The organism is Microbispora hainanensis (assembly GCF_006874475.1).
GTDB classification, from domain to species: Bacteria; Actinomycetota; Actinomycetes; order Streptosporangiales; family Streptosporangiaceae; genus Microbispora; species Microbispora hainanensis.
Genome location: NZ_VIRM01000061.1, coordinates 1 through 21,588, shown reverse-complemented (window position 1 = coordinate 21,588; position 21,588 = coordinate 1). Strand labels below are relative to the sequence as shown.

The following is a 21,588-nucleotide window of genomic DNA, read 5'->3' as shown; positions in this document are numbered from 1 at the left end:
GGCCGAGGCTACCGCCAGTCGCCGTTGCCCAGCGTCTGACTGCCGATGACGGCGAGCAGGCGCAGCTTGTCGTAGCTCTCGGTGCCCGGCGTGGCCGTGTAGACGAGCAGCGCCTGCGACTGGTCGGGATCGAGCAGCGTCTGGCACTGCAGCTCCAGCACACCGAGCTCGGAGTGCACGAGACGCTTGGTGTCCGGGTGCCCGAGACCGACCTCGTGCTTGTCCCAGAGCGCGGCGAACTCGGCGCTGCGGCCGAGGAGATCGCGGGCGAGGGCGGCGGCCCGGGAGCGGGGCCCCTCGCGCGTGGCGGCCTCCCGCAGCAGGGAGGTGAACACCCGTCCGTACAGGGGGTGGTCGTCCGCCAGGTAGAGGCGCCGTTCGCCGGGGTCGGTGAACCAGCGGTAGAACAGGCTGCGCGCCATGCCGCCGAAGACGGTCTGGTCGCCGAACAGGGCCCCGGCGGCCGGGGTCTGCCGGAGCGTCTCGCCGAGTGCGGTCGTCACCATGGCAGGTGTGTCGCAGAGCCGGTCGAGGACGCGCATGATCCCCGGGTTCACGTGGTCGCCCCGCAGCGTCCGTTGAGGTGCGCTGTGCCCGGCGAGCCGGAAGAGGTGGTCGCGCTCGGCGAGGGTCAGGCGCAGCCCGCGGGCGATCGCGGCGAGCATCTGCTCCGACGGTTGCGGTCCCTTCAGGCGTTCCAGACGGCTGTAGTAGTCGCTGGACATGCCGCAGAGAGCGGCCACCTCCTCCCGGCGGAGGCCGCTGGTGCGCCGGCGTGGCCCGCGGACCATCCCGACGTCCTCGGGTTGCAGGGCTTCCCTGCGCTTGCGCAGGAAGTCCGCCAGTCCCTCGCGGTCCACCCTCTGCCTCCTCGCCTTCTCACATCTCCGCTCATCCTTGCGCGCCGGTCACCGCGTATCCACGGCCTGCCGATCCCCGGATAAGAAGGCCACGGCTGTGCGGGCCGTGGCTGTGTGAGTCATGGCTGTGTGAGTCGTGGACATGTGGGCCGTGGCAGCCCGGCGCGCGACCCGGTGAACTGGGCGTGGCGGCCCCGCCAGGGGCCGTCTCCCCCGATGACCAGGAGCTTCCATCATGACCTCTCCGCGAATCGCCCTCATCACCGGCGGCAACCGGGGCCTCGGACGGGCCACGGCACTCGCCCTCGCCGAGCGTGGCGTCGACGTCGTCGTCACCTATCGGTCCGGCAAGGACCAGGCCGAGGAGGTCGTCGAGTCCGCGACCCGGCTCGGGCGCACCGCGGCGGCGTTGCCGCTGGACACCGCGGTTGTGGCGGGGTTCGACGACTTCACGGACACGTTGCGGCGCACTCTGCGCGAGCGGTGGCACCGGGACGATTTCGACTTCCTCGTCAACAACGCCGGCATCGCGGTCACCGCGGCGTTCGCCGACACCACCGAAAGCGACTTCGACGCCCTGATCGACGTGCACTTCAAGGGCGTGTTCTTCCTCACGCAGAAGCTGCTGCCCCTCATCGCGGACGGCGGCCGGATCGTCAACCTCTCGACCGGGCTGACCAGGTTCGCGAGCGCAGGGCAGGCGGCGTACGGGTCGGTGAAGGGCGCGGTGGAGGTGCTGACGCGATACCTCGCCAAGGAGCTCGGGCCGCGCGGCATCACGGTCAACACCGTCGCCCCCGGCCCGGTCGCCACCGACTTCGCAGGCGGGATCATGCGCGACGACGAGGGGTTCCGCGCCATGCTCGCATCACAGACAGCGCTGGGACGGGTGGGGGAGCCCGCCGACGTCGGGGGCGCGATCAGTGCCCTGCTCGCCGACGGGAGCGGCTGGATCACCGGTCAGCGCGTCGAGGTCTCCGGCGGCATCTTCCTGTGATCGTCCCCCCGGATGTGACCGTCCCCCCGGATGTGACCGTGCTCCCGGATGTGACCGTGGTCCTGCAGCCGCCGGTGGTCCTGCCACGTGCCCCGGACGCGGCCGCCCGCCCGTGGCTCACGCCTGCCGGCTGAGGTGTGCCACCGGCCCCTCCGGCGTACGGGCGACGTGGAGCGCGGCGGCGTCGGGAGAGCCGGACCGTTCCCCGCTGTCGTGGTCGCCCGCCCCGGCCGGCTCGTACGCGAGCGGGCCGCCGGGCGGGAGACCCCGCCGCCGGGCCACAAGGTCCGACAGCAGGTCCTCCCAGCGGGCGCCGATGACGTCGATGTCGTTGCGGGCGGCCGTCTTCAGCGCGTTGGCGCCCATCCGGCGGCGCAGGTCCTCGTCCTCGATCAGGGTGCAGATGGCGTCGGCCATCGCGTGGATCTTCTCGGCCTTCACCAGAAGGCCGTCGTGGCCGTGGGTGACCATCTCCCTGGGGCCGGTCGGGCAGTCGTAGCTGACGACGGGGACGCCCTTGCTCATCGCTTCGAGGATGACCATCGGCATGCCCTCGTGGCGGGAGCTCAGCACGAACATCGACGCGTCCGCCAGCACGGCGCCGACGTCCTCGGCCGGGCCTTCGAGGAACACCCGCCCGGACAGCCCACGCTTGTCGATCGACGCCTGGAGCTTCTCCTGCCGGGGGCCGCCGCCGTAGATCCGCAGCGTCCAGTCCGGGTGCCGGGCGGCCACATGCGCCCACGCGCGGATGAGCAGGTCGTAGCCCTTGCCCCAGGTCAGCCGGCCGACCGTGACGACGGTCTTCTCGGTGAGCGGGGAGACGCCGCCGCCGAGGCGGGGCGTCGCGTTGGGCACCTGCGCCAGCACGGCGGGCGGGTCCGTGCGCGCCTTCTCGAAGGTCCGCTCGTAGACGCGCAGGTCGGCCTGCGTGAGGGTGACGACCGCGTCGTGCCTGCCGTAGCCGCGGGTGATCTGCTTGCGCACCTGCGGCTGGTGCGAAGCCAGGTTCCCGTGCTCCTGGGCGACCGTGATGATCTCCGGGGGTGCGAAGCGCGCGGCGATCAGGTTCAGGCCGGGCCGGGTCCCGATGAGGATGCCGCGGCGGCGGGAGCGGATGTAGCGGACGAGCTTGAGGTCGGTGCGCAGGGTGAACCAGTGGTAGGCCGCCTCGTCCTTCGGCACCAGTCTGCTCGGGAACCGCGACAGCAGGCCCTTGCGGCGGGGCAGCCGGTCGTCGAGGTAGCGGATGCGCACGCCGGGAGGAACGGGGAAGAAGGGCTCCTCGCGTTCGCGTACGACGCTCACGATCTCGACGTCGTGGGTGTGTGCCAGATGTCCGGCGAGGTTGAAGACCGTGCGGATCGTGCCGCCCATGCCGTTGGCGTGCAGCAGCAGGATGCGGATCTCGTGACCGTCGGGCGGCGGCGCCGACCGGGCACGCCGCCGGTCACGGGCCTCCAGGGCCCGTACGACCGCCCTCGCCGCTTTCCTGGCCACCATGCGGTGAAGAGAAGACACTGTTACGCCCCGATTCGTGTCAGGTGAAGATCCCCTTTCCCTGTGACGTAACCGGCAGCTGTCGCGTTGTTGTGAGCTAGGTCACAGAGCGCCTGGAAAGTCGATATACGGTCGTCCGTTTGCTGGGGGTGTCCTCCAGGAAGGCGGGCACCTGATGCACGGCCACCTGCTCGAACACGCCCTCCGGGAGATAGGAGCAGGCGCGGTCGGGCGCCCCGATAAGGACCTCGCCGCCGGCCCGGGACAGGAACGGGGTGACCCGGCGGGCCAGCGGCTCCTCGTAGTAGACGTCCCCCGCCAGCACGACCTGCTGGGACGGCGTCCCGTCGAGCAGGTCGCCCCCGGCGACCCGCACCGCCACGCCGTTGGCGCGGGCGTTCATGGCGACCGCCGCCAGCGCGTACGGGTCGACGTCGTTGGCGACGACCAGGGCGGCTCCGGCCAGCGCCGCGGCGATCGCGACCAGCCCCGAGCCGGTGGCGAGGTCCAGGACGGTGCGGCCCCGCACGATCTCCGGATGGTCGAGCACGTGGCGGGCCAGCGCCTGCCCTCCGGCCCAGGGGCAGGCCCAGAAGGGCAGCCGCCCGGCGCGCTCCCACAACTCGTACACGTGGTCGTCGCCGCCCGCGTCCGGCGCGACGCCGTGCACGCCATCGGGTACGCCACCGGGCGCACCACCGGGCATGGCACCGGGCGCACCACCGGGCATGGCACCGGGCATGGCACCGGGCATGGCACCGGGCATGGCGCCGTGCGTGACCAGGCGCAGCCGTATCTCCGGCACGTACGGCACGGCCGCGAGCCGGGTATGCGCACAGACGAAGTCCTCAGCGTCCTCGGCGACGTCCCCCACGGCCGCCGATCGTATCCGCACGGACAACCCGGCGGTGGGGCTATCCGCCCACGAGGAGGATCGAAGCGGCCGGCTAGAGGAGCGTGAGCTGTTCGGGCGGCGCGGGCGGGGGAGCCGGTCGCTCGCCGGGCCGTCGCCAGGAACGGGTGCCACCCGCCTCTGTCACGGCGTTGCCACCCGACTCCGATGCGGCACCGCCACGCGCCTCTGCCGCGGCGCTACCGCGTGTCCCCGTTGCGGCGCCGCCGCGCGCCGGTAGCCGGCGATCGCCGCCGCCCGCCTCTGGGGCGCGGTCGCCGCGCGGGGCCGAGCGGCCGATGCCGTACGTGCGGGCGAGCGCGCGCACGGCATGGCCGATCCGTTCCTGGTAGGCCTTGGGGGCGTAGGCGCCCCGGCCGTACAGCTCCAGATAGCGGGGGACGAGCCGGGGGTGCTCGCGCGACAGCCAGGCCATGAACCACTCGCGCGCGCCCGGCCGCAGGTGGAGCACGATCGGCGTGACGTGCGTCGCGCCGGTCTCGGCGATGCGGCGCACGGTGGTCTCCAGGGCCTGAGGAGAGTCGCACAGGTAGGGGAGGATCGGCGCCATGAGCACGCCGCAGGGGATGCCGTGCTCGTTGAGCGTGGCGCACACCTCCAGCCGTTTGCGCGGCGAGGGGGTGCCCGGCTCGACGGCCCGCCACAGCGACTCGTCGGTGAACCCGATCGAGACGGCCGTGCTGACGTCGGTCACCTCTGCGGCCTCGGCGAGCAGATCGAGGTCGCGCAGGATCAGTGAGCCCTTGGTGAGGATCGAGAACGGGTTGCGGGCGTCCCGGAGGGCCGCGAGGATGCCCGGCATCAGCCGGTAGCGCCCCTCGGCCCGCTGGTAGCAGTCGACGTTGGTCCCCATGGCGACGGGGTGCCCGCCCCACCGGGGCGCCGCCAGTTCCCTGCGTACGAGGTCCGGGGCGTTGACCTTCACGACGATCTTCGAGTCGAAGTCCCGCCCGGAGTCCAGGTCGAGGTATTCGTGGGTCCTGCGGGCGAAGCAGTATGTGCACGCGTGCGTGCAGCCTCGGTAGGGATTGATCGTCCACTCGAACGGGACCCGGCTTGCCGAGGGGACCCGGTTGATGATCGACCGCGCGTGGATCTCATAGAAGGTGACGCCCCGGAACTCGGGGGTGTCGAAGGTCCGGGTCACGGCCGACCGCGCGAACAGGGGAGTCGTCTCCCCCTGCTCGCCTTCCCCCGTTTCGAGGCGCAACCCGTCCCACCGCACCCTCCGATTAGAACAGAGGTTCGATGGAGATCGCAACATGCAACACGTCGTAAATGGCGGCCCTGGAAACGGCTAACGATCTTCATCGTTGGGCAGAACGTCGGCACATACCTTGCGTTCTGGGAGAGTTGCGCGATGGCCTGGTCGCAGGACGAAGAGCGGATGCTGGCGATGATCGAGCGGCACCTCACCGATGAGGACCCGAAGCTTGCGGCCAGGCTCGAGTCGTTCAACCACCGTGCGGAGCGCGGACGGCAGGGGCGAGGCGCGGGCCGCCGCCTGCCGGGCCGCTCCACCGTGATCATCGCGGTGAGCTGGCTGCTCATCGCCACGTTGATCGCGACCCTGCTGGTCATGGCCCTGCGGCACGACGCCGCCGCTCTCCCGGTTTAGGGGAGGGTGCCGTCTCGGCCAGCCGGTCGGCGAGGAAACGCTGTTCCGGCTCGGTCTGCGCGAGGTCGAGCGCTCGGCGGTAGGCGTGGTGCGCCTCGGCGTCACGGCCGGCGCGACGCAGGAGCTCGGCCCGGGTGGAGTGGAAGTAGCGATAGTGGCCGAGGTCGAGGCCGTCGAGGACGGCAAGGCCGGCCTGGGGCCCGTCGATCTCGGCCACGGCGACGGCCCGGTTCATCTCGACGATCGGCGATCCGGTCTGCCGGGCGAGCGTCTGGTAGAGCGCGGCGATCTGCCGCCAGTCGCGTGGTTCCTGCAGGTGAAGGTCGGCGATGGCCCCTTGCACCAGGTAGGGGCCGGAGCGCTCTCGTGCCATGGCCCGCCGCAGCAGCGCCCGGCCCTCGTCGATCTGCCGCGTGTCCCACAGAGAGCGGTCCTGGTCGTCCAAGGGGACGATCCGCCCGTCGCGCAGGCGGGCGGCCTTTCGCGCGTCGTGCAGCAGCATCAGCGCCAGCAGCGCGAGGACCTCGGGCTCGTCCGGCATCAGGCCGGCGAGCGCCCGGCCGAGGTGGATCGCCTCCGCGGCGAGGTCGACGCGGCCGCCGCCCCAGCCCTGGTTGAAGATCAGGTAGACCACGGCGAGCACGGCCGCCAGCCGGTCGGGCAGCCGATGATCGGGCGGCACGGCGAACGGGATGCCGGCGTCGCGGATCTTGTGTTTCGCCCTCGTCAGCCGCTTGCTCATGGTCTCGAACGGCACGAGGAACGCCAGCGCGATCTCGTCGGTGGACAGGCCGCCGAGGGTGCGCAGCGTGAGCGCCACCTGCACATCGAGGGCGAGCGCCGGGTGACAGCAGGTGAAGATGAGCTCCAGCCGCTCGTCCTGGATGACGGTGGCCTCGTCCATGACTGCCCCCTGCGGCCGCGGCCCGGTCTCGATGTCGCGGATGAGCAGTTTCGTCTTGCCGGCCAGGATCCGCCGCCGGCGCAGGTCGTCGATCGCGCGGTTGCGCGCGGTGGTGACGAGCCAGCCGGTGGGATTGGCCGGTTCCCCGTCGCCCGGCCACCGTTCCGCGGCGACGGCGAACGCTTCGGCGGCGGCGTCCTCGGCCAGTTCGATGTCGCCGAGGATGCCGACCAGGGTCGCCAGCACGCGCCCCCACTGGTCGCGGAAGACGGCGTCAAGCGCCACGGAAGCGCCCGTCGAGGATGGGCCGCACCTCGATCGCGGTGCCGGGCCTTGTGGTCCCGAGCAGTTCCGCGGCGGTGGCGAGTGCGCCGTCGAGGTCGTCGGCCTCGATCAGGATCAGGCCGGCGAGATACTCCTTGCTGTCGACGAACGGTCCGTCGGTCAGCAGCATCCGTCCCTCGTCGTTGCGCACCGTCGTCGCCGACCCGGCGGCGTGGAGCCGTGCCCAGCCGGTGACGTCCGGCCGGTCGAGCATGCCGGCGAGAGCACCCGATATCGGACGGCTCGCCCGGTCCGTGTCCTCCGAGGGGTTGTAGGCGAGCAACGCGTACTGCATGAGTCCTCCAGTCACGGGCCGGTGCCGCGTCAAGTATCAGACGAACGGCGTCGCCGCGGACGGACAGCGACCGCCGGCCGATTTTTTTCCATCGGGGGTGTCCGTCCGGCGCTCGCCCGTTCGTCACTGATGCGGATCCGCCGGGCAGACCGGCAGACCTCCGAAGCCCCCCAGGCACTCATAACCGCAGGAACCCGGAGAAGAGGAGAACCGATGATCACCGAACGCCCGCCCGGCTCGGACGCCGCGCGAATCGCGCGCACCTACGACGCTCCGGCGGAGCTCGTCTGGGAGCTGCTGACCACCGCCGCCGGCCTCGAAGAGTGGTGGGTCCCCGACGGTTTCGACATCCGGGTGAGCGATATCGAGCTCAGGCCCGGCGGCCTGCTGCGCTACACCTTGACCGCGACCTCGCCGGAACAGGTCGAGTTCCTGCGGAACACCGACAACGCGCTGTCGACGGAGTTTCGCAAGACGTTCACCGAGGTCGCGTCGCCGACCCGCCTCGCCTACCTGTCACTGATCGACTTCGTGCCCGGCCACGAGCCGTACGAGCACCTGACGACCATCGACATCGAGCCCGCCGGTGACCGTACGAACCTGGTCATGACGCTCGATCCCCTCCACGACGAGACCTGGACGCGGCAGCACCGCGCCCATCGCGGCAACGAGCTCGACAACCTCGACGCGGCCGTGAGGCGGCGCACGCTCTGACTCGCGCCGGCCGGGCCTCAGGACAGGGACTTGAGGAAGTGCGCGGCGACCGGGGCGGCCACCGAGCCGCCCATGCCGCCGGCCTCCACGACGACGGCGAAGGCCACGTCGCCGCGGAAGCCCATGAACCAGGCGTGCGAGTCGAGCTCGGGCCCGGTGCCGAACTCGGCGGTTCCCGTCTTGCCGGCCGTCCCCGCGGGCAGCCCGGCGGCGTGGGCGGTGCCCTTGGTGACGACCGCCCGCATCATCGACCGCAGGTTCTCGACGACCTCGTCCGGCAGTTTTTTGGGAGCGGTCTTCTGCTCCAGCGAGGGCACCAGCGTAGGCGGCCGCCAGGAGCCGTCGGCCACCGCCGCGGCCACGGTCGCGATCACCAGCGGGCTCGCGGTGATCCTGGCCTGCCCGAACGACTCCGCGGCGAGCTCGGCGTCGCTGGTGGCCTTCGGCATGCTGCCGGGGGTCGCCGGCACGCCGATGCGCAGCGGCCGGTTGAAGCCCAGGTCCGTCGCCATGTCGTACAGCTTGCGCGCGCCGAGTTTCTCCGCGGCGAGCGGCGCGAACGTCGTGTTGCACGAGTGGGCGTAGGAGTCGAGGAACGACAGCGACCCGAACGCCTCGTGGTCGGAGTTGCGGATCTTCAGCCCGCCGACGACCGCCTCCTTGGGGCAGGTCACCCGGCTCGACGGCGTCAGTCCCTCGGCCAGGAGCCCGGCGGCGGTGACCGTCTTGAACGTGGATCCGGGGGCGTACTTGCCGTCCAGGGCGCGGTTGAACCCGCCCCGGTTGTTCACGACGGCGAGGATCTCGCCCGTCGAGGGTCTGACGGCGACGAGCGAGGTGGGTTTGTCCAGGTCGCGTACGGCGTCGGCGGCGGCCTGCTGCACCTTCAGGTCGAGGCTGGTCCGCAGGTCCTTGCCGGGCGAGCCCGTGACGGTGTGCAGGGTCTTGCGGCTGTCGCCCACCACCTGGATCTCGGTGGTGGGTGTGCCGGCGAGCTGCTTCTGGAACGTCTCCTGCAGGCCGCCGCGGCCCACGGCGTCGCCCTTCTTGTAGGCGGTGCCCAGCTTCTCGACGTCCTTGTCCGTCGCCTTGTCCAGGAAGCCCACGAGCTGCTGCACCGAGCCGCCCACGTCGCCGCCGTCGATGCGGTCGCCGTCGGCGTCGGTGATGGCGGCCCGCTGCGGCCACGACGTCTTCAGCGCCAGGTGGTTGGTCCCGTCGAGCGCGGGATGGACCGCGGACGGCGACCAGTCGACCTTCCAGTAGTGGTCCTTGACCACGAGCCTGAGCGAGCCCTTGTAGGTCCAGTCGCCGACGTTCTTCACCGTGGCGGTGGCGGTGTAGGAGGCGGTCGCCCGGTCGTCCTTCGCCGCGCCGGCCCGCACGTCGCGCACGGCGACCTTCGCCACGCCGAGGTTCTTGGTGAGCTCGGCGTAGGCCGCGTCGAAGCCGGCGGCGGGGGAGGCGAGCTCGGCCTTCATCGCCGCGAGGTCGCCCTTCGACCAGGCCGCGGCGAACCGCGCGGCCGTCTCCTGCGGCGTGCCGCGCGTGTGGAACACGTAGTAGGCGCCCCCGGCGGCCGCCCCGGCCAGCACGACGGCCACGGCAGCCGAGATCGCGACGGTACGTCCTCGCGGCACGCGCACTCCCAACGACGGCCCTGCGGTCGGGTTCAGAGCCTAGCGGGGTCCGTCGTCGTTCACACTCCGGCTTCGCCTGCGCCCTTGACGCTGGCGCCGTACCGGGGCACGTACTCCTGGCCGGACAGGCGCTGGATCGCGGCCATGACCTCGTCGGTCACCCTCCGCCGGTCCCGGGCGTTGCCCGCGTCGCCGGTGAAGGTCATCGGTTCCCCGAACCGCACGCCGATGCTGTGCAGGCGCGGCACCGACGTGCCGGGCGGCAGCACCCTCTCGGTGCCGATCATGGCGACGGGCACGACCGGGGCGCCGGTGGTCAGCGACAGCCAGGCCACGCCGACCTTCCCCCGGTAGAGCCGGCCGTCGGGGGAGCGGGTGCCCTCGGGGTAGATGCCGAACAGCTCGCCCGCCTTCAGCACCTCCACCGCGGCGTCGAGCATGTCCTGGGCGGCGGAGACGTTCTCCCGGTCGATCTCCATCGCCCCCATCGCGCGCATCCACGCCGCCGCGACGAGGTTGCCGGTGAAGTACTCCTTCTTCGCCACGAACCGCACCATGCGCGGCACCACGGCCGGCATGAAGAACGAGTCGAGCACGGACAGGTGGTTGGAGGCGAGGATCGCGGGCCCGTGAGCGGGGACGTGCTCGCGTCCTTCCATTCGCGGCCGCCACAGTGCGTGCATGACGGGAACGCTGACGAACTTCAGGGCGGGGTAGAGCACGGCCTCTCCTTCTCCGGTCCGACGGGAATACCCTAGGCCGCCCTGACCCCCGTTCAGGTGTATGACCCCTGCAACACACCGCCTCGTGTTTTGTACGGCTTCACCAACAGTTTTCTGTACCTACTAGTATGTACGGCATGAGCACGCCGGACCGCCTGATCGAGAGCACCCGGGAACTCCTCTGGGAACGCGGCTACGTCGGAACCAGCCCGCGGGCCATCCAGCAGCGGGCGGGAGCCGGTCAGGGCAGCATGTATCACCACTTCTCCGGCAAACCCGACCTCGCGCTGGCCGCGATCGCCCGTACGGCCGAGGAGATGCGCGCCGGGGTCGAGGAGATCCTGGGCGGCCCGGGCACGGCCGTCGAGCGCGTGTCGGCCTACCTGCGGCGCGAGCGGGAGGTGCTGCGGGGCTGCCCGATCGGCCGGCTCACCCAGGACCCCGACGTCATGGCCGATCCGGCGCTGCGGTGGCCCGTGGAGGAGACGTTCGCGTGGCTGCGCGACCGGCTCGCGGAGGTGCTGGCCGAGGGGCGCGACCTGGGCGAGCTCGACGCCGGTCTCGATCCGGGCGCGACCGCCGCGACGATCGTGGCGGTGCTGCAGGGCGGATACGTCCTGGCCCGCGCGGCCGGCACGCCCGAGCCGTTCCATCAAGCCATCGAGGGCGTGCTCGCCCTGCTGTCCCACCCCTGAGCCGCCGGAGAAACCCGCCGTGTACGCGATGCAGTACGAGATCACCCTGCCCGCCGACTACGACATGACGATCATCCGCGAGCGGGCGGCCACCCGCGGCCACGCCCTCGACGACCGGGCCGGGCTCGGACTGAAGGCCTACCTGATCCGCGAGCGGGGCGTCGCCGGGTCGCCGGTCAACCAGTACGCGCCCTTCTACCTGTGGAACGACCCCGGGAGGATGGGCGAGTTCCTGGTCGGCGGGGGCGGTTTCCAGGGCATCGTCGCCGACTTCGGCAGGCCGGTCGTGCGGCACTGGACGGGTCTGGCCGCCGAGGCGGGGCAGGCCCGGGGGACGCGGCCCCGCGCGGCGTCGCGCCGGCTGACCGAGCTGCCCGCCACGGCCGACCTGCAAGAGCAGGTGGCCGACGGCCTCGCCGAACTGCGTGAGCTGGGCCGCGCCGAGGGCCTGCACACCGCCGCCCTCGCCGTTGACCCGCACCATTGGCGGCTGCTGACGTTCGCGTTGTGGGAGCGGGAGGTGCCGGGCGCGTACGGGGACGCGGAACGCTACGAGGTGCTGCACCTGTCCGCGCCCGGCCTGGCGGGCCTGCCCTCGGGCCGGGCCTGGTGAGAAGACAGGAGGCGGGAAAAGGCCGGGAAAAGACAGCGGCGCCCCGCGAGAACGGGTCTCGCGGGGCGCCCACGTCGAGGGCCGATGTGGCGGTCGCCTCCTCGGCGAGATGCACAACACGGCTCCAGCCGGACGGTATTCCGTGAAGGCAGTGATTGCGGCCCGGGGGACACAAACCACATCGGCCAGGAACGACTCTAGCCGACTTCCGCCTCTGCTTTCTCCCGCCCCCCGCATCGGGGACCGTCATCGGGGGCCAAAGCCTGCGTGCACTATCGTCGGCGGGTGGCCGATTCGATCAGAACAGAACGGCTCGTGCTGCGACGCTGGCCACGGAGGCGGCGCGGGCGTCGCTGGACGACCGGTTCGGGCGCGTGGGTCTGACCGAGGTCGTCTCGTTCACGGCGGTGCCGAACGTCCGCTCGCAGGCGGTCATGCGGCGGCTCGGGATGACCCACGACCCGGCCGAGGACTTCGACCACCCGGCGCTCCCCGCGGGTCACCCGCTGCGCCGCCACGTTCTGTACCGGATCAGGAGGCAGTGATGAACGGCATGCGGCTGCTCGTGCTGGGCGGCACGACGTTCGTCGGCCGGTGGGTGGTCACGGCCGCGGTGGAGCGCGGCTGGCACGTCACCACGTTCACCCGCGGGCGCGCCGGATGGTCCCACCCCGAGGCGGAGGCGGTGACCGGCGACCGGCTCCGCCCGGCCGACCTGGCCCCGCTCGCCGAGGGCCGGTGGGACGCCGTGGTGGACACCTGGGCCGGCGCGCCCCGGGTCGTCCGCGACAGCGCCCGCGCGCTGGCCGGGTGCGCGGACAGGTATGTGTACGTCTCCAGCAGGGCGGTGTACGCGCCCCCGACGCCGGCCGGCCTGAACGAGGACTGGCCCACGGTCGAGGCGTCGTCGGACGCCGAGGACGTCGACTACGCCCACAACAAGCGGGGCGGCGAGCTCGCTGTGGAGGAGGCGTTCGGCGAGCGGGCCGTGCTGGCCCGCGCCGGGCTGATCCTCGGGCCGCACGAGCGCCCCGGGCAGCTGCCGCGCTGGCTGCTGCGGGCCGCGCGCGGCGGGGAGATGCTCGCTCCCGGCCCGGCCGGCCAGCCGTTCCGCTACGTGGACGTACGCGACCTCGTCGCCTGGCTGCTCGACGCGGCCGAGCGCGGTGTGCGGGGCCCGGTCAACCTGGTCAACCCGGAGGGGCACTGCACGACCCGCGACCTGCTGGAGTCCGCGGTCGCGGTCACCGGCGGGCTCGCCGAGCCGGTCTGGGTCGAGCCCGAGGCGATCGAGGCGGCCGGGATCGACCGGTGGGCGGCGCTGCCGGGCTGGATCCCGCCCGGTCCCGCGCTGGCCGGGTTCATCCGCACCGACGTCGGCCGGGCCCTGGCCACGGGCCTGCGGTGCCGTCCGGTGGTGGAGACCGTCGCCGACACCTGGGCGTGGCTGACCGGGCCGGACGAGATCCCGGCGTTCCCGCCCGGGCTCGACCCCGCCGAGGAGCGTGCCGTGATCGATGCCGTGCGGCGGTCGGCGCCGTGACGCCATGACGGACGACCTGCGCGAGGCGGCACGTCAGGCCGCGGACGCGGCGACGGGCCACCTGGCGGCCGTTCCCGGCGGGCCGGTGTGGCGTCCGGTGGCCGGCTCGGACGTCGAATGGCTGACCCGGCAGCCGCTCCCCGCCGTGGGGCGCCCACTCGCGGAGCTGCTCGGCGACGTCGACCGGCACGTGCTGCCCTACCCGATGGGCAACGGGCACCCCCGGTTCTTCGGCTGGGTCAACTCCCCGCCCTCGGCGGCCGGTGTCGTGGTCGCCCCGCTGGCCGCGGCGATGAACCCGAGCTGCGCCGGGGGCGAGCACGCGGGGGTCCTGCTGGAGCGGACGGCCGTCCGGTGGCTGGCGGAGCTGGCGGGCTTCCCCCACCGGCCGGCCGGCGGGCTGCTGACCAGCGGAGCGTCCATGGCCACCGTCGTGGCGCTCGCCGCGGCCCGCCAGCGCGCCGTCCCGGACGTACGGGAGACGGGCCTGTCCGGGCACCCTCCGCTGGCTCTCTATCTGTCGGAGGAGGGCCACAGCTGCCTGCGCAAGGCGGCCGAACTGCTCGGCCTGGGCAGCCGGCACATCCGCACCGTCCCCGTCGACGACGCGTTCCGCATGGACACCGCCGCGCTGCGCCGCCTCGTCGTGGCGGACCGTGAGGCGGGAGTGCGCCCGCTCTTCGTGGCGGCGAGCACGGGGACGGTCAACACCGGGGCCGTCGATCCCCTGGTAGACGTCGCCGAGGTGGCGCGCGAGCACGGGCTGTGGTTCCACATCGACGGCGCCTACGGCGCGCTCGGCGTGCTCGCGGACGAGTGCCGGCCCGCGTACGCCGGGCTGGAGCTGGCGGACTCCCTCGTGCTGGACCCGCACAAGTGGCTCGGCGTCCCTGTCGACTGCGGATGCGTCCTGTTCCGCGACCCCTCCGGTGCGCGCGAGGCGTTCAGCCTCGTCCCGCCCTACCTGCGGGACGACGACGCCGGAGAGCTGGGGTGGTTCTCGGAGTACGGTCCGGAGCAGACCCGGCCGTTCCGCGCGCTGCGCGTGTGGGCCACCATCGCGCACCTGGGCGGCGACGGCGTCGCCGGGCTGGTGCGGCACACCACCCGGCTGGCGCGCGTCCTGGCCGCGATGATCGAGGATTCCGCCGACTTCGACCTGCTCGCCCCGGTCGTCACCTCGGTCGTCGCGTTCCGGCACCGGCCCACGGGCCTTGACTCCGCCGCCGTGGAGACGCTGAACGAGGCGATTCCCGCCGCCGTGCAGCGGCGCGGGCGCGCCTTCCTCACCGGCACCCGGCTGCGCGGCGCGGCGGCCCTGCGCGCCTGCGTGCTCCACCCGGACACGACCGAGGCCGACCTCTCCGTCCTGCTGGAGGAGATCCGGGCCGTCTCGTGACGCCGTGGGTGAAGACGGCAGGGGTCAGGCGGCCGCCGTCAGGTCGCGGATCGCCCGCAGCACCTCATCGGCCCGCTCGACGTGCAGGTATTGGTGGGAGGCGCCGTCCACCACGCGCTGCTGTCCCCCCGGCACCGAGCGGGCGATCGCCGCGTGCAGCGCGCGCACCCCGTCGTGCGCCTCGCGCATCACCTCCTCGGGCAGGAACTTCGCCCAGTAGGGGTTCACGCCGCCCGCGGTGAGCACGATCAACGGGACGCCGGGCAGCGGCCCACCGGCCCGCAGCTCGTCGTAGACCTCGGTCTCGAAGTTCTCCGTCTCGCGCAGGCTCGTCCGCCACGACGCCAGGTGGTGGCCGATCAGCGCCTCGCGCACCGGCGCGGGCCACTCGGCGTACAGGCGGGCGTACGCCTCGCGGGCGGCCTGGCGCTGCTCGCCGGTCAGCTCCGGCATCCGCGCCGGGTCGGGCCGCATCTGCTCGGCCAGCTCGGCGGCCTGTGCCGGCATGTGGCCGAGGATGTCCTCGTGGCCGGGGTCGAGCAGGAGGAGCCCGGCGACCTCGTCAGGGAAGAGCTGCGCGTAGCGGCGCGCGTAGAACGCGCCGAGGGAGTGGCCGACCAGGAGGAACGGCCCGGGGACCGCCGCGGCCCGCAGGAGGTCGCGCAGTTCGGCGGCGACCTCGGCCGCGCGGCGGGGGAGGGGTGCCGGCGTGCTCCAGCCCGTGCCGCCGCGGTCGTACAGCACGCTCGTGGCGAACGCCGCGGCGCCCTCATGGACGTTCAGGAAGTCGAGGCCCACCAGTCCCGCGCCGGGCAGGAACACCACGCTCGGCCCGCCCGAGCCCGAGCGGTGCAGCATCAGCCGCCGCTCTCCGACGTCGTACAGGCGCCCCAGGGGCGGGGCCGTCGTCTCCGATGCCGGTCGTCCCATGCCGCCCTCTCCTCTGATCGTTCGCATTTCTGCGAACGGTAGCACACGTGCGATCATTCGGACCATGGACGTGATGGAGGTGCTCGCGCATCCGGTACGGCTGCGCGTCGTGCAGGCGCTCGCCGGTGGGCGGGTTCTCACGACCGCGCAGTTGTGCGAGCGCATATCGGAGGTGCACAAGGCGACCGTCTATCGCCACGTCGCCGCGCTCGCCGATGCCGGCGTGCTGGAGGTGGACGGCGAGCACCGGGTGCGCGGCGCGGTGGAACGGCGCTACCGGCTGCGCGAGCGTGTGGTGATCGACGCCGGCACCGTGGCGGCGATGACGCCGGAGGACCACCGGCGCACGTTCGCCACGGCGATGGCCGCCCTGATCTCCGAGTTCGACGCCTACCTCGGCCTGGACGGCGCCGATCCCGTGGCCGACGAGGTGGGGTATCGGCAGCACGTGCTGTGGCTGAGCCCCGAGGAACGCGCCGAGATGATCGCGGAGTTGCGTGCGGTCATCGTCGCGCGGATGACGAACGAGCCCGAGCCTCGGCGCAGGCGGCATCTGCTCAGCCCGATCCTGTTCCCGGTCGAGACGCCCCCGCCGGACGCCGGGGCACGCCCGGCCTCGTGACCGGTTTCGTGACGGGGCTCGGAGACGCCGCGCTGCTGGCCGCCGCCGGAGTGCTCGCCGGGCTGGTCGGCACCGCGGGCGGCATCACCTCGCTCATCTCCTATCCGGCCCTGCTCGCGGCGGGCCTTCCCGCCCTCGCGGCGAACGTGGCCAACATCGTCGCGGTCGTCGCCTGCTGGCCAGGCTCGGCCCTGGCATCGCAGCCCGAGCTGCGCGGGAGGGCGCCGTGGCTGCGGAGATGGGTGCCGCTGGCGGCGCTCGGCGGGGCGGCCGGGTCGGCGCTGCTGCTGTCCACCCCGCCCGGCGTCTTCGCCCGCGTCGTGCCGTTCCTCGTGGCCGCGGGTTCGCTGGCGCTGCTCGCACAGCCCCGGCTCGCGCTGCGGCACGAACGGCGTGGTTCACCCGACGCCGTCCTGCCGCTCGGGCTGACCGCCTTGTCGGTCTACAACGGATATTTCGGCGCGGGGTCGGGGGTGATGATCCTCGCCCTCCTCCTGGTGACCGCCGAGCCGCGGCTGCCCGCCGCCAACGCCCTCAAGAACATGCTCCTCGGCGCCGGCGCCCTGGTCTCGGCCGCCGGATTCGTCCTCTTCGGGCCCGTCGAGTGGGCCGCCGTCGTCCCTCTCGCCGTGGGCCTGTTCGCCGGGTCGACGCTCGGTCCCCTGGTCACCCGGCGTCTGCCCGCCGGGCTGCTGCGCTGGCTGGTCGCCCTGATCGGCCTCGGCCTGGCGGTCCGCCTGTGGGTCGCGCCGGCCACCTGACGGCCGTACGGGCCCGGCGAGGCCGGGCACGATTCAGCTGGTGGCGCCCCAGGTGAGGGACAGGCCGGTGGCGGCGCGTTCGGTGCGGATCTCCATCATGCTGCCGAGGATGGTGGCATGGTCGGACACCACGGGCGTGGCGTCGAGCGTGTAGGTGATGCGGGTGCTGACGAGCACCGGGCTGCCCGGCGGCTCGTGGAGGTGGCGGGCGGCGGTGGCGTCGAGCAGACCGGGCCGCACCACCTCGGACGCCCGGGCGACCGTCACTCCCGCGTCGGCGAGGGCCGTGTAGAGGGAGACGACGGTGAAGTCGCGGTCGCGGATCCGGTCGGCCACCGGCCGGCGGACCCAGGACACCTGGTGCACGGCGGGGCGCCCGCCGAACTCGCGGACCCGCTCCAGCCGCAGCGCGGTCTCGCCCGGACGCAGCCGCAGCTCGGCGGCGATCCGGGCGGGGGCCCGGCGCACCGCCCGCCCGGCCACCGAGGTGCGTACGTCGTGGCCCTGTTTGCGCAGGTCGTCGACCAGGCTGCGGAGAGAGTCGAGCTGGTACGCCAGATGGGGCGGGGCGACGAACGTGCCCTTGCCGGGCTGCTGCACGATCAGCCGCTCGTCGCTGAGCTGCCGCAACGCCTGGCGCAGCGTCATGAGGGTCACCCCGTAGGAGGCGCTCAGCTCGCGCTGCGGCGGCAGGGCCTCCCCCGGGGCGTAGTGTCCCGACCGGATCTTCGCGGCGAGGTCGGCGGCGATGGCGCGGTATCTCGCCTCGTGGCCGGCGTCGGGGGTCATCGTGGTAGGTCACACTCCTGGTCGAGGGCCTGCCGCAGGGTCGTGAGGAAGACCCGCAGGTCGTCCGGTCCGGCCCCGTCGAGCACCCGCCGCATGACCGCGGCACCGACCACCACGCCGTCGGCGTGCCGGCGGGCTTCGCGTGCCTGGTCCGGGGTGGAGATGCCGAATCCTAGCAAGACCGGCAGGTCGGTGACGCGCCTGATCCGCCCGGTGAGCTCCGCCGCCGAGGCGGCCAGGGCGGCCCGCTCACCGGTGGTGCCCATCAGCGACACCGCGTAGACGAATCCGCGGCTGTGGCGCGCGATCTCCGCCAGCCGCGGCTGCGGGGTCGCGGGCGAGGCCAGCAGGGCCGGCTCGATCCCGGCGTCGGCGGCTGCGCCGGTCAGCTCGTCCGCCTCGTGCACCGGCAGGTCGGGCACGATCAGGCCGGTGACGCCGGCCCGGCGCAGCGCGGCGCAGAACGCCTCGGGGCCGTCGTGCAGCACCAGGTTGTAGTAGGTGCTGGCGACCAGCGGCACGCCCAGGTCCGGCAGGCCGGACAGGTCGTCGAGGATCCGGCGGGTGCTCGCCCCCCGGGCCAGCGCGAGGTCGCTCGCCTGCTGGATGGTGACGCCGTCCAGCGTGGGGTCGGAGAAGGGCAGGCCGACCTCGATCGCGTCCGCCCCTGCGTCGGCGAACGCGCGCAGACAGTCCGTCCAGCCGGGCGTGATGCCCCCGGTGACGTACGGCATGAGCAGCCCGCGGCCGGTGTCGCGCTGGGCGCGCAGGTGGCGTTCGACCGCGCCCGCGGCCAGGGTGGGGTTCGTCACAGCAGCTCCTTCAGGGCGGCGACGTCCTTGTCGCCTCGGCCGGACAACGTCATCAGCACCGTCGATCCCGCGGGCAGCTCGCCGCCGCCCGCCGCGCGGATCACCCAGGCGAGGGCGTGCGCCGATTCGAGCGCGGGGAGGATGCCTTCGGTGCGCGCGAGCCGTACGGCCGCGGCGACCGCCTCGTCGTCGGTCACCGTGACGTAGCGGGCCCGGCCCAGGTCGCGCAGGTGGGCGTGCTCCGGGCCGACGCCCGGATAGTCGAGCCCGGGGGCGATGGAGTGCGCCTGGGTGATCTGCCCGTCGCCGTTCTGCAGGAACAGCGAGCGGCAGCCGTGCAGGACGCCGAGCCGGCCGCGGGCCGCCCCGGCGCCGCCCTCCGCCTCGACGCCGACCAGGCGCGCCGGGGTGTCGGCGAATCCGGCGAACGTGCCGGCCGCGTTGGAGCCGCCGCCGACGCACGCCACCACGTGGTCCGGCACGCCGGTGCGCAGTTCGGCGGCGCACTGCGCGCGGGCCTCGTCGCCGATGACCCGCTGGAACTCTCTGACCATCCAGGGGTACGGATCCGGTCCGATGACCGAGCCGATGCAGTAGTGGGAGTCGCCGGTCGCGCCCACCCATGCCCGCATGGCCTCGCTGGTGGCGTCCTTGAGCGTACGGCTGCCCGAGGTCACCGGGATCACCTCGGCGCCCAGCATGCGCATCCGGAAGACGTTCAGCGCCTGTCGCTCGATGTCGCGCTCGCCCATGAACACCGTGGCCTCCAGCCCGAGCAGCGCGGCGGCGGTCGCGGTGGCCACCCCGTGCTGGCCCGCACCGGTCTCGGCGATCAGCCTGCGCCGCCCCATGCGGGTGGCCAGCAGGGCCTGGCCCAGCACGTTGTTGATCTTGTGGGATCCGGTGTGGGTGAGGTCCTCGCGCTTGAGGTGGAGCCGCACGCCCAGCTCCTCCGACAGCCGGAGGGCCGGGGTGAGCGGGGTCGGCCGCCCGGCGTGGACGGCGAGCAGCCGTGCCAGGGCGCCGCGGAACCCCGGATCGGCCCAGGCCTCCCGGAACGCTTCGCCCACCTCGCGGCACGCCTCCACCAGGGATTCCGGCGCGTACCGCCCGCCGTACTCGCCGAACCGGCCCCGCGCTCCCGGCTCGCCCATCGTCCCGTCGGGCGGGGCCGGCTCACGCCACGGCAACACGTCTCGCATGTCGTGCTCCTGTCGTTCTATAACTCATTGGAGAGTTCTATAACAGTGAGTCTGGCACGGGCGGGTGCGGCCGCGCCACCGTGGGCGCGGGGATTTGCCGCATCGGGAAAGATCACGTGTCGGCGAAGGTCCCGTCGGACGAAGGTCGGAGCCGCTACGCTCTGCGCGTCTGAAACTGGGAGGATTCGGGATGCCCCTCTTATATGGCGGGTTCGGTCTGGTTCTGCTCGCCTTGTGGATCTTCTGTCTGCTCGACGTGATCGTCACGGCTGAGGAGGACTGCCGGAACCTGCCCAAGGGGGCGTGGATCCTGATCGTCCTGTTCCTCCCCGAGGTCGGGTCGATCCTGTGGCTGCTCGCGGGCCGTCCGCAGACCATGGCGCGGCCCGGCGGGCTGCCGTACAAGGGCAACACCGGGGCCTTCCCCGAGTACGATCGGCCGGGCAGGTTCGTCCCCGCCAATCCGGACGACGATGAGGAGTTCCTCCGCCGCTGCCGCCAGCGGGCCGAGGAACAGCGCCGCGCCTACCGCGAGCAGCAGCGTCAGACGGAGGGGAACCAGGACCAGTAGGGGCGGACGGTCTCGCGACGCCGGCGGTTTTCCGGGCCTGCCTCGACACCCCGTTCGGGCCGGCGGGAGCCGGGGTGGCGGGCCGGCTGTCGCGTGCCGAGCGCGCGAGCGGGTCGCCCGAATGCGTTTGTCCGCCGTAGAGGCACCGCATTACCGTGCCGGTGTGGATCTCTTCGCGCACTCGTGGACGGCACTCCGCAGGGCGGTCGCCGAACTGCCGGACGAGGACTTCGCGCGGCCGTCCGGATGTGCCGGCTGGCTTGTACGGGACCTGGTGTGCCATCTGGTGATCGACGCTCAGGACGTCCTGATCACCTTGGCCACCCCGGAGGAGAAGGAACCGACCCGTGACGCGGTGACCTACTGGGAGGTCTCGGCGACGCCGCCGACCGGCGATGATCCGCTCGACGCGCTGATCGTCCGGCTGGCCGCCGCCTATGAGGAGCCCCGGCTGCTGAAGTTCCACCTCGACGACGTCGGCTCCGCGGCAGGCCGCGCCGCGGGGCTCGCCGACCCGCGACTTCGGGTCGGCACCCGGGGCGAGGTTCTCACCGCCGGCGACTACCTTTCTGCGTACGTCCTGGAGTGGACCCTGCACCACCTCGACCTGGTCGCGCACCTCCCTGACGTGGCGGGACCGCCCCCCGAGGGGCTCGCCCGGTCGCGTGAGATGCTGGAGAAGATCGCCGGCGCCGCCTTCCCCGCGTCGTTCTCCGACACGGACGCGCTGCTGGTCGGCACGGGGCGGCGTGCCCCGGCCGCGGCCGAAAAGGCAGAACTCGGCGAGCTGGCCGCAAGGCTCCCCTTCACACTCGGCTGATCGACTCAATGGGGAGAAGCTGTGCATGCACCCAAAAGCAGCCTCATGGTGCTGGCCGGACTTCTCTTGGTCTCATGTACGACCGCCGCGTCCCAGCTGTCCGGGCCCTTGCGTTCGCTGGACAGGCAGCAGGCATGCATCGAAGCGCCCAATCCGAGTGATGTAAAAGCCGTCCAGTGCTACCCGCTGGAAGATGGGCTGGAAATCAAGCAGGACATGTATCGAATCGGCACCATGGTAACCCTGCGAGTTCGGGAGGGGAGAATCCTCTCGATAGAGGAGATAGGTGCGCCTGTCGGCTAGACCTGCTGGTCGTCTACGCACCCACCAGGTTCAGCGTCCTC

24 protein-coding genes are annotated in these 21,588 nt (G+C 72.6%); 12 read left to right on the top strand and 12 right to left on the bottom strand.

Annotated features, from left to right (window positions below):
- Positions 1 to 8: 8 nt before the first annotated feature.
- Positions 9 to 860, bottom strand: coding sequence for a helix-turn-helix transcriptional regulator (locus tag FLX08_RS34310; protein ID WP_142624417.1), 852 nt, complete (start codon positions 858 to 860; stop codon positions 9 to 11).
- Positions 861 to 1,095: 235 nt separating this feature from the next.
- On the opposite strand from FLX08_RS34310, the gene FLX08_RS34305 reads away from it, so the two are divergent.
- Positions 1,096 to 1,857: an SDR family NAD(P)-dependent oxidoreductase gene (locus FLX08_RS34305; RefSeq protein ID WP_142624416.1), complete on the top strand. Its 762-nt coding sequence runs from the start codon at positions 1,096 to 1,098 to the stop codon at positions 1,855 to 1,857.
- 117 nt (positions 1,858 to 1,974) lie between these two features.
- Here the strand turns inward: FLX08_RS34305 and FLX08_RS34300 are convergent, their stop codons facing one another.
- The 3 genes from FLX08_RS34300 to FLX08_RS34285 all read right to left on the bottom strand — a co-directional run bounded on the left by FLX08_RS34300 (position 1,975) and on the right by FLX08_RS34285 (position 5,495).
- Complete coding sequence (locus FLX08_RS34300) at positions 1,975 to 3,360, bottom strand: glycosyltransferase family 4 protein (RefSeq protein ID WP_142624415.1); 1,386 nt, start codon at positions 3,358 to 3,360, stop codon at positions 1,975 to 1,977.
- 94 nt (positions 3,361 to 3,454) lie between these two features.
- On the bottom strand, positions 3,455 to 4,231 hold the full coding sequence (locus tag FLX08_RS34295; RefSeq protein ID WP_208761843.1) for a class I SAM-dependent methyltransferase: 777 nt from the start codon (positions 4,229 to 4,231) through the stop codon (positions 3,455 to 3,457).
- A gap of 73 nt (positions 4,232 to 4,304) precedes the next feature.
- Positions 4,305 to 5,495 carry an Rv2578c family radical SAM protein gene (locus FLX08_RS34285; RefSeq protein ID WP_244313104.1) on the bottom strand — a complete coding sequence of 397 codons (1,191 nt, stop codon included), beginning with the start codon at positions 5,493 to 5,495 and terminating at the stop codon, positions 4,305 to 4,307.
- 135 nt (positions 5,496 to 5,630) lie between these two features.
- Between FLX08_RS34285 and FLX08_RS34280 the strand changes: the two genes are divergently transcribed.
- The gene (locus FLX08_RS34280) at positions 5,631 to 5,888 is read left to right on the top strand and encodes a DUF3040 domain-containing protein (protein ID WP_142624412.1); all 258 of its coding nucleotides are present in this window, start codon (positions 5,631 to 5,633) and stop codon (positions 5,886 to 5,888) included.
- On the opposite strand, the gene FLX08_RS34275 is transcribed toward FLX08_RS34280, so the two are convergent.
- A complete protein-coding gene (locus FLX08_RS34275; protein WP_142624411.1) occupies positions 5,848 to 7,077 on the bottom strand; it encodes an RNA polymerase sigma factor in 1,230 nt (409 codons plus the stop codon). The genes FLX08_RS34280 and FLX08_RS34275 overlap by 41 nt on opposite strands.
- Positions 7,067 to 7,411, bottom strand: coding sequence for a YciI family protein (locus tag FLX08_RS34270; protein WP_142624410.1), 345 nt, complete (start codon positions 7,409 to 7,411; stop codon positions 7,067 to 7,069). Before FLX08_RS34270 ends, FLX08_RS34275 begins: the two co-directional genes overlap by 11 nt.
- A 213-nt stretch (positions 7,412 to 7,624) precedes the next feature.
- On the opposite strand from FLX08_RS34270, the gene FLX08_RS34265 reads away from it, so the two are divergent.
- Entirely contained in the window at positions 7,625 to 8,125 is a 501-nt protein-coding gene (locus tag FLX08_RS34265) for an SRPBCC family protein (protein ID WP_142624409.1), read from the top strand.
- A 17-nt stretch (positions 8,126 to 8,142) separates the two neighbouring features.
- Here the strand turns inward: FLX08_RS34265 and FLX08_RS34260 are convergent, their stop codons facing one another.
- Complete coding sequence (locus FLX08_RS34260; protein ID WP_142624408.1) at positions 8,143 to 9,765, bottom strand: penicillin-binding transpeptidase domain-containing protein; 1,623 nt, start codon at positions 9,763 to 9,765, stop codon at positions 8,143 to 8,145.
- A gap of 59 nt (positions 9,766 to 9,824) precedes the next feature.
- Positions 9,825 to 10,448 (bottom strand): lysophospholipid acyltransferase family protein, encoded by a 624-nt coding sequence (locus FLX08_RS34255; RefSeq protein WP_142624450.1) that lies wholly within the window; start codon positions 10,446 to 10,448, stop codon positions 9,825 to 9,827.
- Between the two features lie 176 nt (positions 10,449 to 10,624).
- On the opposite strand from FLX08_RS34255, the gene FLX08_RS34250 reads away from it, so the two are divergent.
- The 5 genes from FLX08_RS34250 (at position 10,625) to FLX08_RS34230 (ending at position 14,737) form a co-directional block, all read left to right on the top strand.
- Positions 10,625 to 11,182, top strand: coding sequence for a TetR/AcrR family transcriptional regulator (locus tag FLX08_RS34250; protein WP_142624407.1), 558 nt, complete (start codon positions 10,625 to 10,627; stop codon positions 11,180 to 11,182).
- Positions 11,183 to 11,210: 28 nt separating this feature from the next.
- The gene (locus FLX08_RS34245; RefSeq protein WP_244313107.1) at positions 11,211 to 11,795 is read left to right on the top strand and encodes a DUF4865 family protein; all 585 of its coding nucleotides are present in this window, start codon (positions 11,211 to 11,213) and stop codon (positions 11,793 to 11,795) included.
- A 155-nt stretch (positions 11,796 to 11,950) separates the two neighbouring features.
- Entirely contained in the window at positions 11,951 to 12,340 is a 390-nt protein-coding gene (locus FLX08_RS43135; protein WP_142624405.1) for a GNAT family N-acetyltransferase, read from the top strand.
- Entirely contained in the window at positions 12,340 to 13,338 is a 999-nt protein-coding gene (locus tag FLX08_RS34235) for an NAD-dependent epimerase/dehydratase family protein (RefSeq protein WP_244313102.1), read from the top strand. The genes FLX08_RS43135 and FLX08_RS34235 overlap by 1 nt, the downstream gene beginning before the upstream one ends.
- A gap of 4 nt (positions 13,339 to 13,342) precedes the next feature.
- Positions 13,343 to 14,737, top strand: a complete 1,395-nt coding sequence (locus tag FLX08_RS34230) for a pyridoxal phosphate-dependent decarboxylase family protein (RefSeq protein ID WP_142624404.1) — start codon at positions 13,343 to 13,345, stop codon at positions 14,735 to 14,737.
- 24 nt (positions 14,738 to 14,761) lie between these two features.
- On the opposite strand, the gene FLX08_RS34225 is transcribed toward FLX08_RS34230, so the two are convergent.
- Positions 14,762 to 15,667, bottom strand: coding sequence for an alpha/beta fold hydrolase (locus FLX08_RS34225; RefSeq protein ID WP_208761842.1), 906 nt, complete (start codon positions 15,665 to 15,667; stop codon positions 14,762 to 14,764).
- Between the two features lie 64 nt (positions 15,668 to 15,731).
- Between FLX08_RS34225 and FLX08_RS34220 the strand changes: the two genes are divergently transcribed.
- The gene (locus tag FLX08_RS34220) at positions 15,732 to 16,289 is read left to right on the top strand and encodes a helix-turn-helix domain-containing protein (protein WP_142624403.1); all 558 of its coding nucleotides are present in this window, start codon (positions 15,732 to 15,734) and stop codon (positions 16,287 to 16,289) included.
- Positions 16,286 to 17,050: a sulfite exporter TauE/SafE family protein gene (locus FLX08_RS34215; RefSeq protein ID WP_244313101.1), complete on the top strand. Its 765-nt coding sequence runs from the start codon at positions 16,286 to 16,288 to the stop codon at positions 17,048 to 17,050. The genes FLX08_RS34220 and FLX08_RS34215 overlap by 4 nt, the downstream gene beginning before the upstream one ends.
- Before the next feature lie 33 nt (positions 17,051 to 17,083).
- Here the strand turns inward: FLX08_RS34215 and FLX08_RS34210 are convergent, their stop codons facing one another.
- Genes FLX08_RS34210 through trpB form a run of 3 tightly spaced genes read right to left on the bottom strand, consistent with a single transcriptional unit; the run spans position 17,084 to position 19,853 of the window.
- On the bottom strand, positions 17,084 to 17,839 hold the full coding sequence (locus FLX08_RS34210) for a GntR family transcriptional regulator (protein ID WP_142624402.1): 756 nt from the start codon (positions 17,837 to 17,839) through the stop codon (positions 17,084 to 17,086).
- The gene (gene trpA / locus FLX08_RS34205; protein WP_142624401.1) at positions 17,836 to 18,651 is read right to left on the bottom strand and encodes a tryptophan synthase subunit alpha; all 816 of its coding nucleotides are present in this window, start codon (positions 18,649 to 18,651) and stop codon (positions 17,836 to 17,838) included. The genes FLX08_RS34210 and trpA overlap by 4 nt, the downstream gene beginning before the upstream one ends.
- Positions 18,648 to 19,853, bottom strand: coding sequence for a tryptophan synthase subunit beta (trpB, locus tag FLX08_RS34200; protein WP_208761841.1), 1,206 nt, complete (start codon positions 19,851 to 19,853; stop codon positions 18,648 to 18,650). The genes trpA and trpB overlap by 4 nt, the downstream gene beginning before the upstream one ends.
- Positions 19,854 to 20,043: 190 nt before the next feature.
- Here trpB and FLX08_RS34195 point away from each other — a divergent pair, with 190 nt between their 5' ends.
- Entirely contained in the window at positions 20,044 to 20,424 is a 381-nt protein-coding gene (locus FLX08_RS34195) for a PLD nuclease N-terminal domain-containing protein (RefSeq protein WP_142624400.1), read from the top strand.
- A 163-nt stretch (positions 20,425 to 20,587) separates the two neighbouring features.
- Entirely contained in the window at positions 20,588 to 21,244 is a 657-nt protein-coding gene (locus tag FLX08_RS34190) for a maleylpyruvate isomerase N-terminal domain-containing protein (protein WP_142624399.1), read from the top strand.
- Positions 21,245 to 21,588 lie beyond the last annotated feature (344 nt).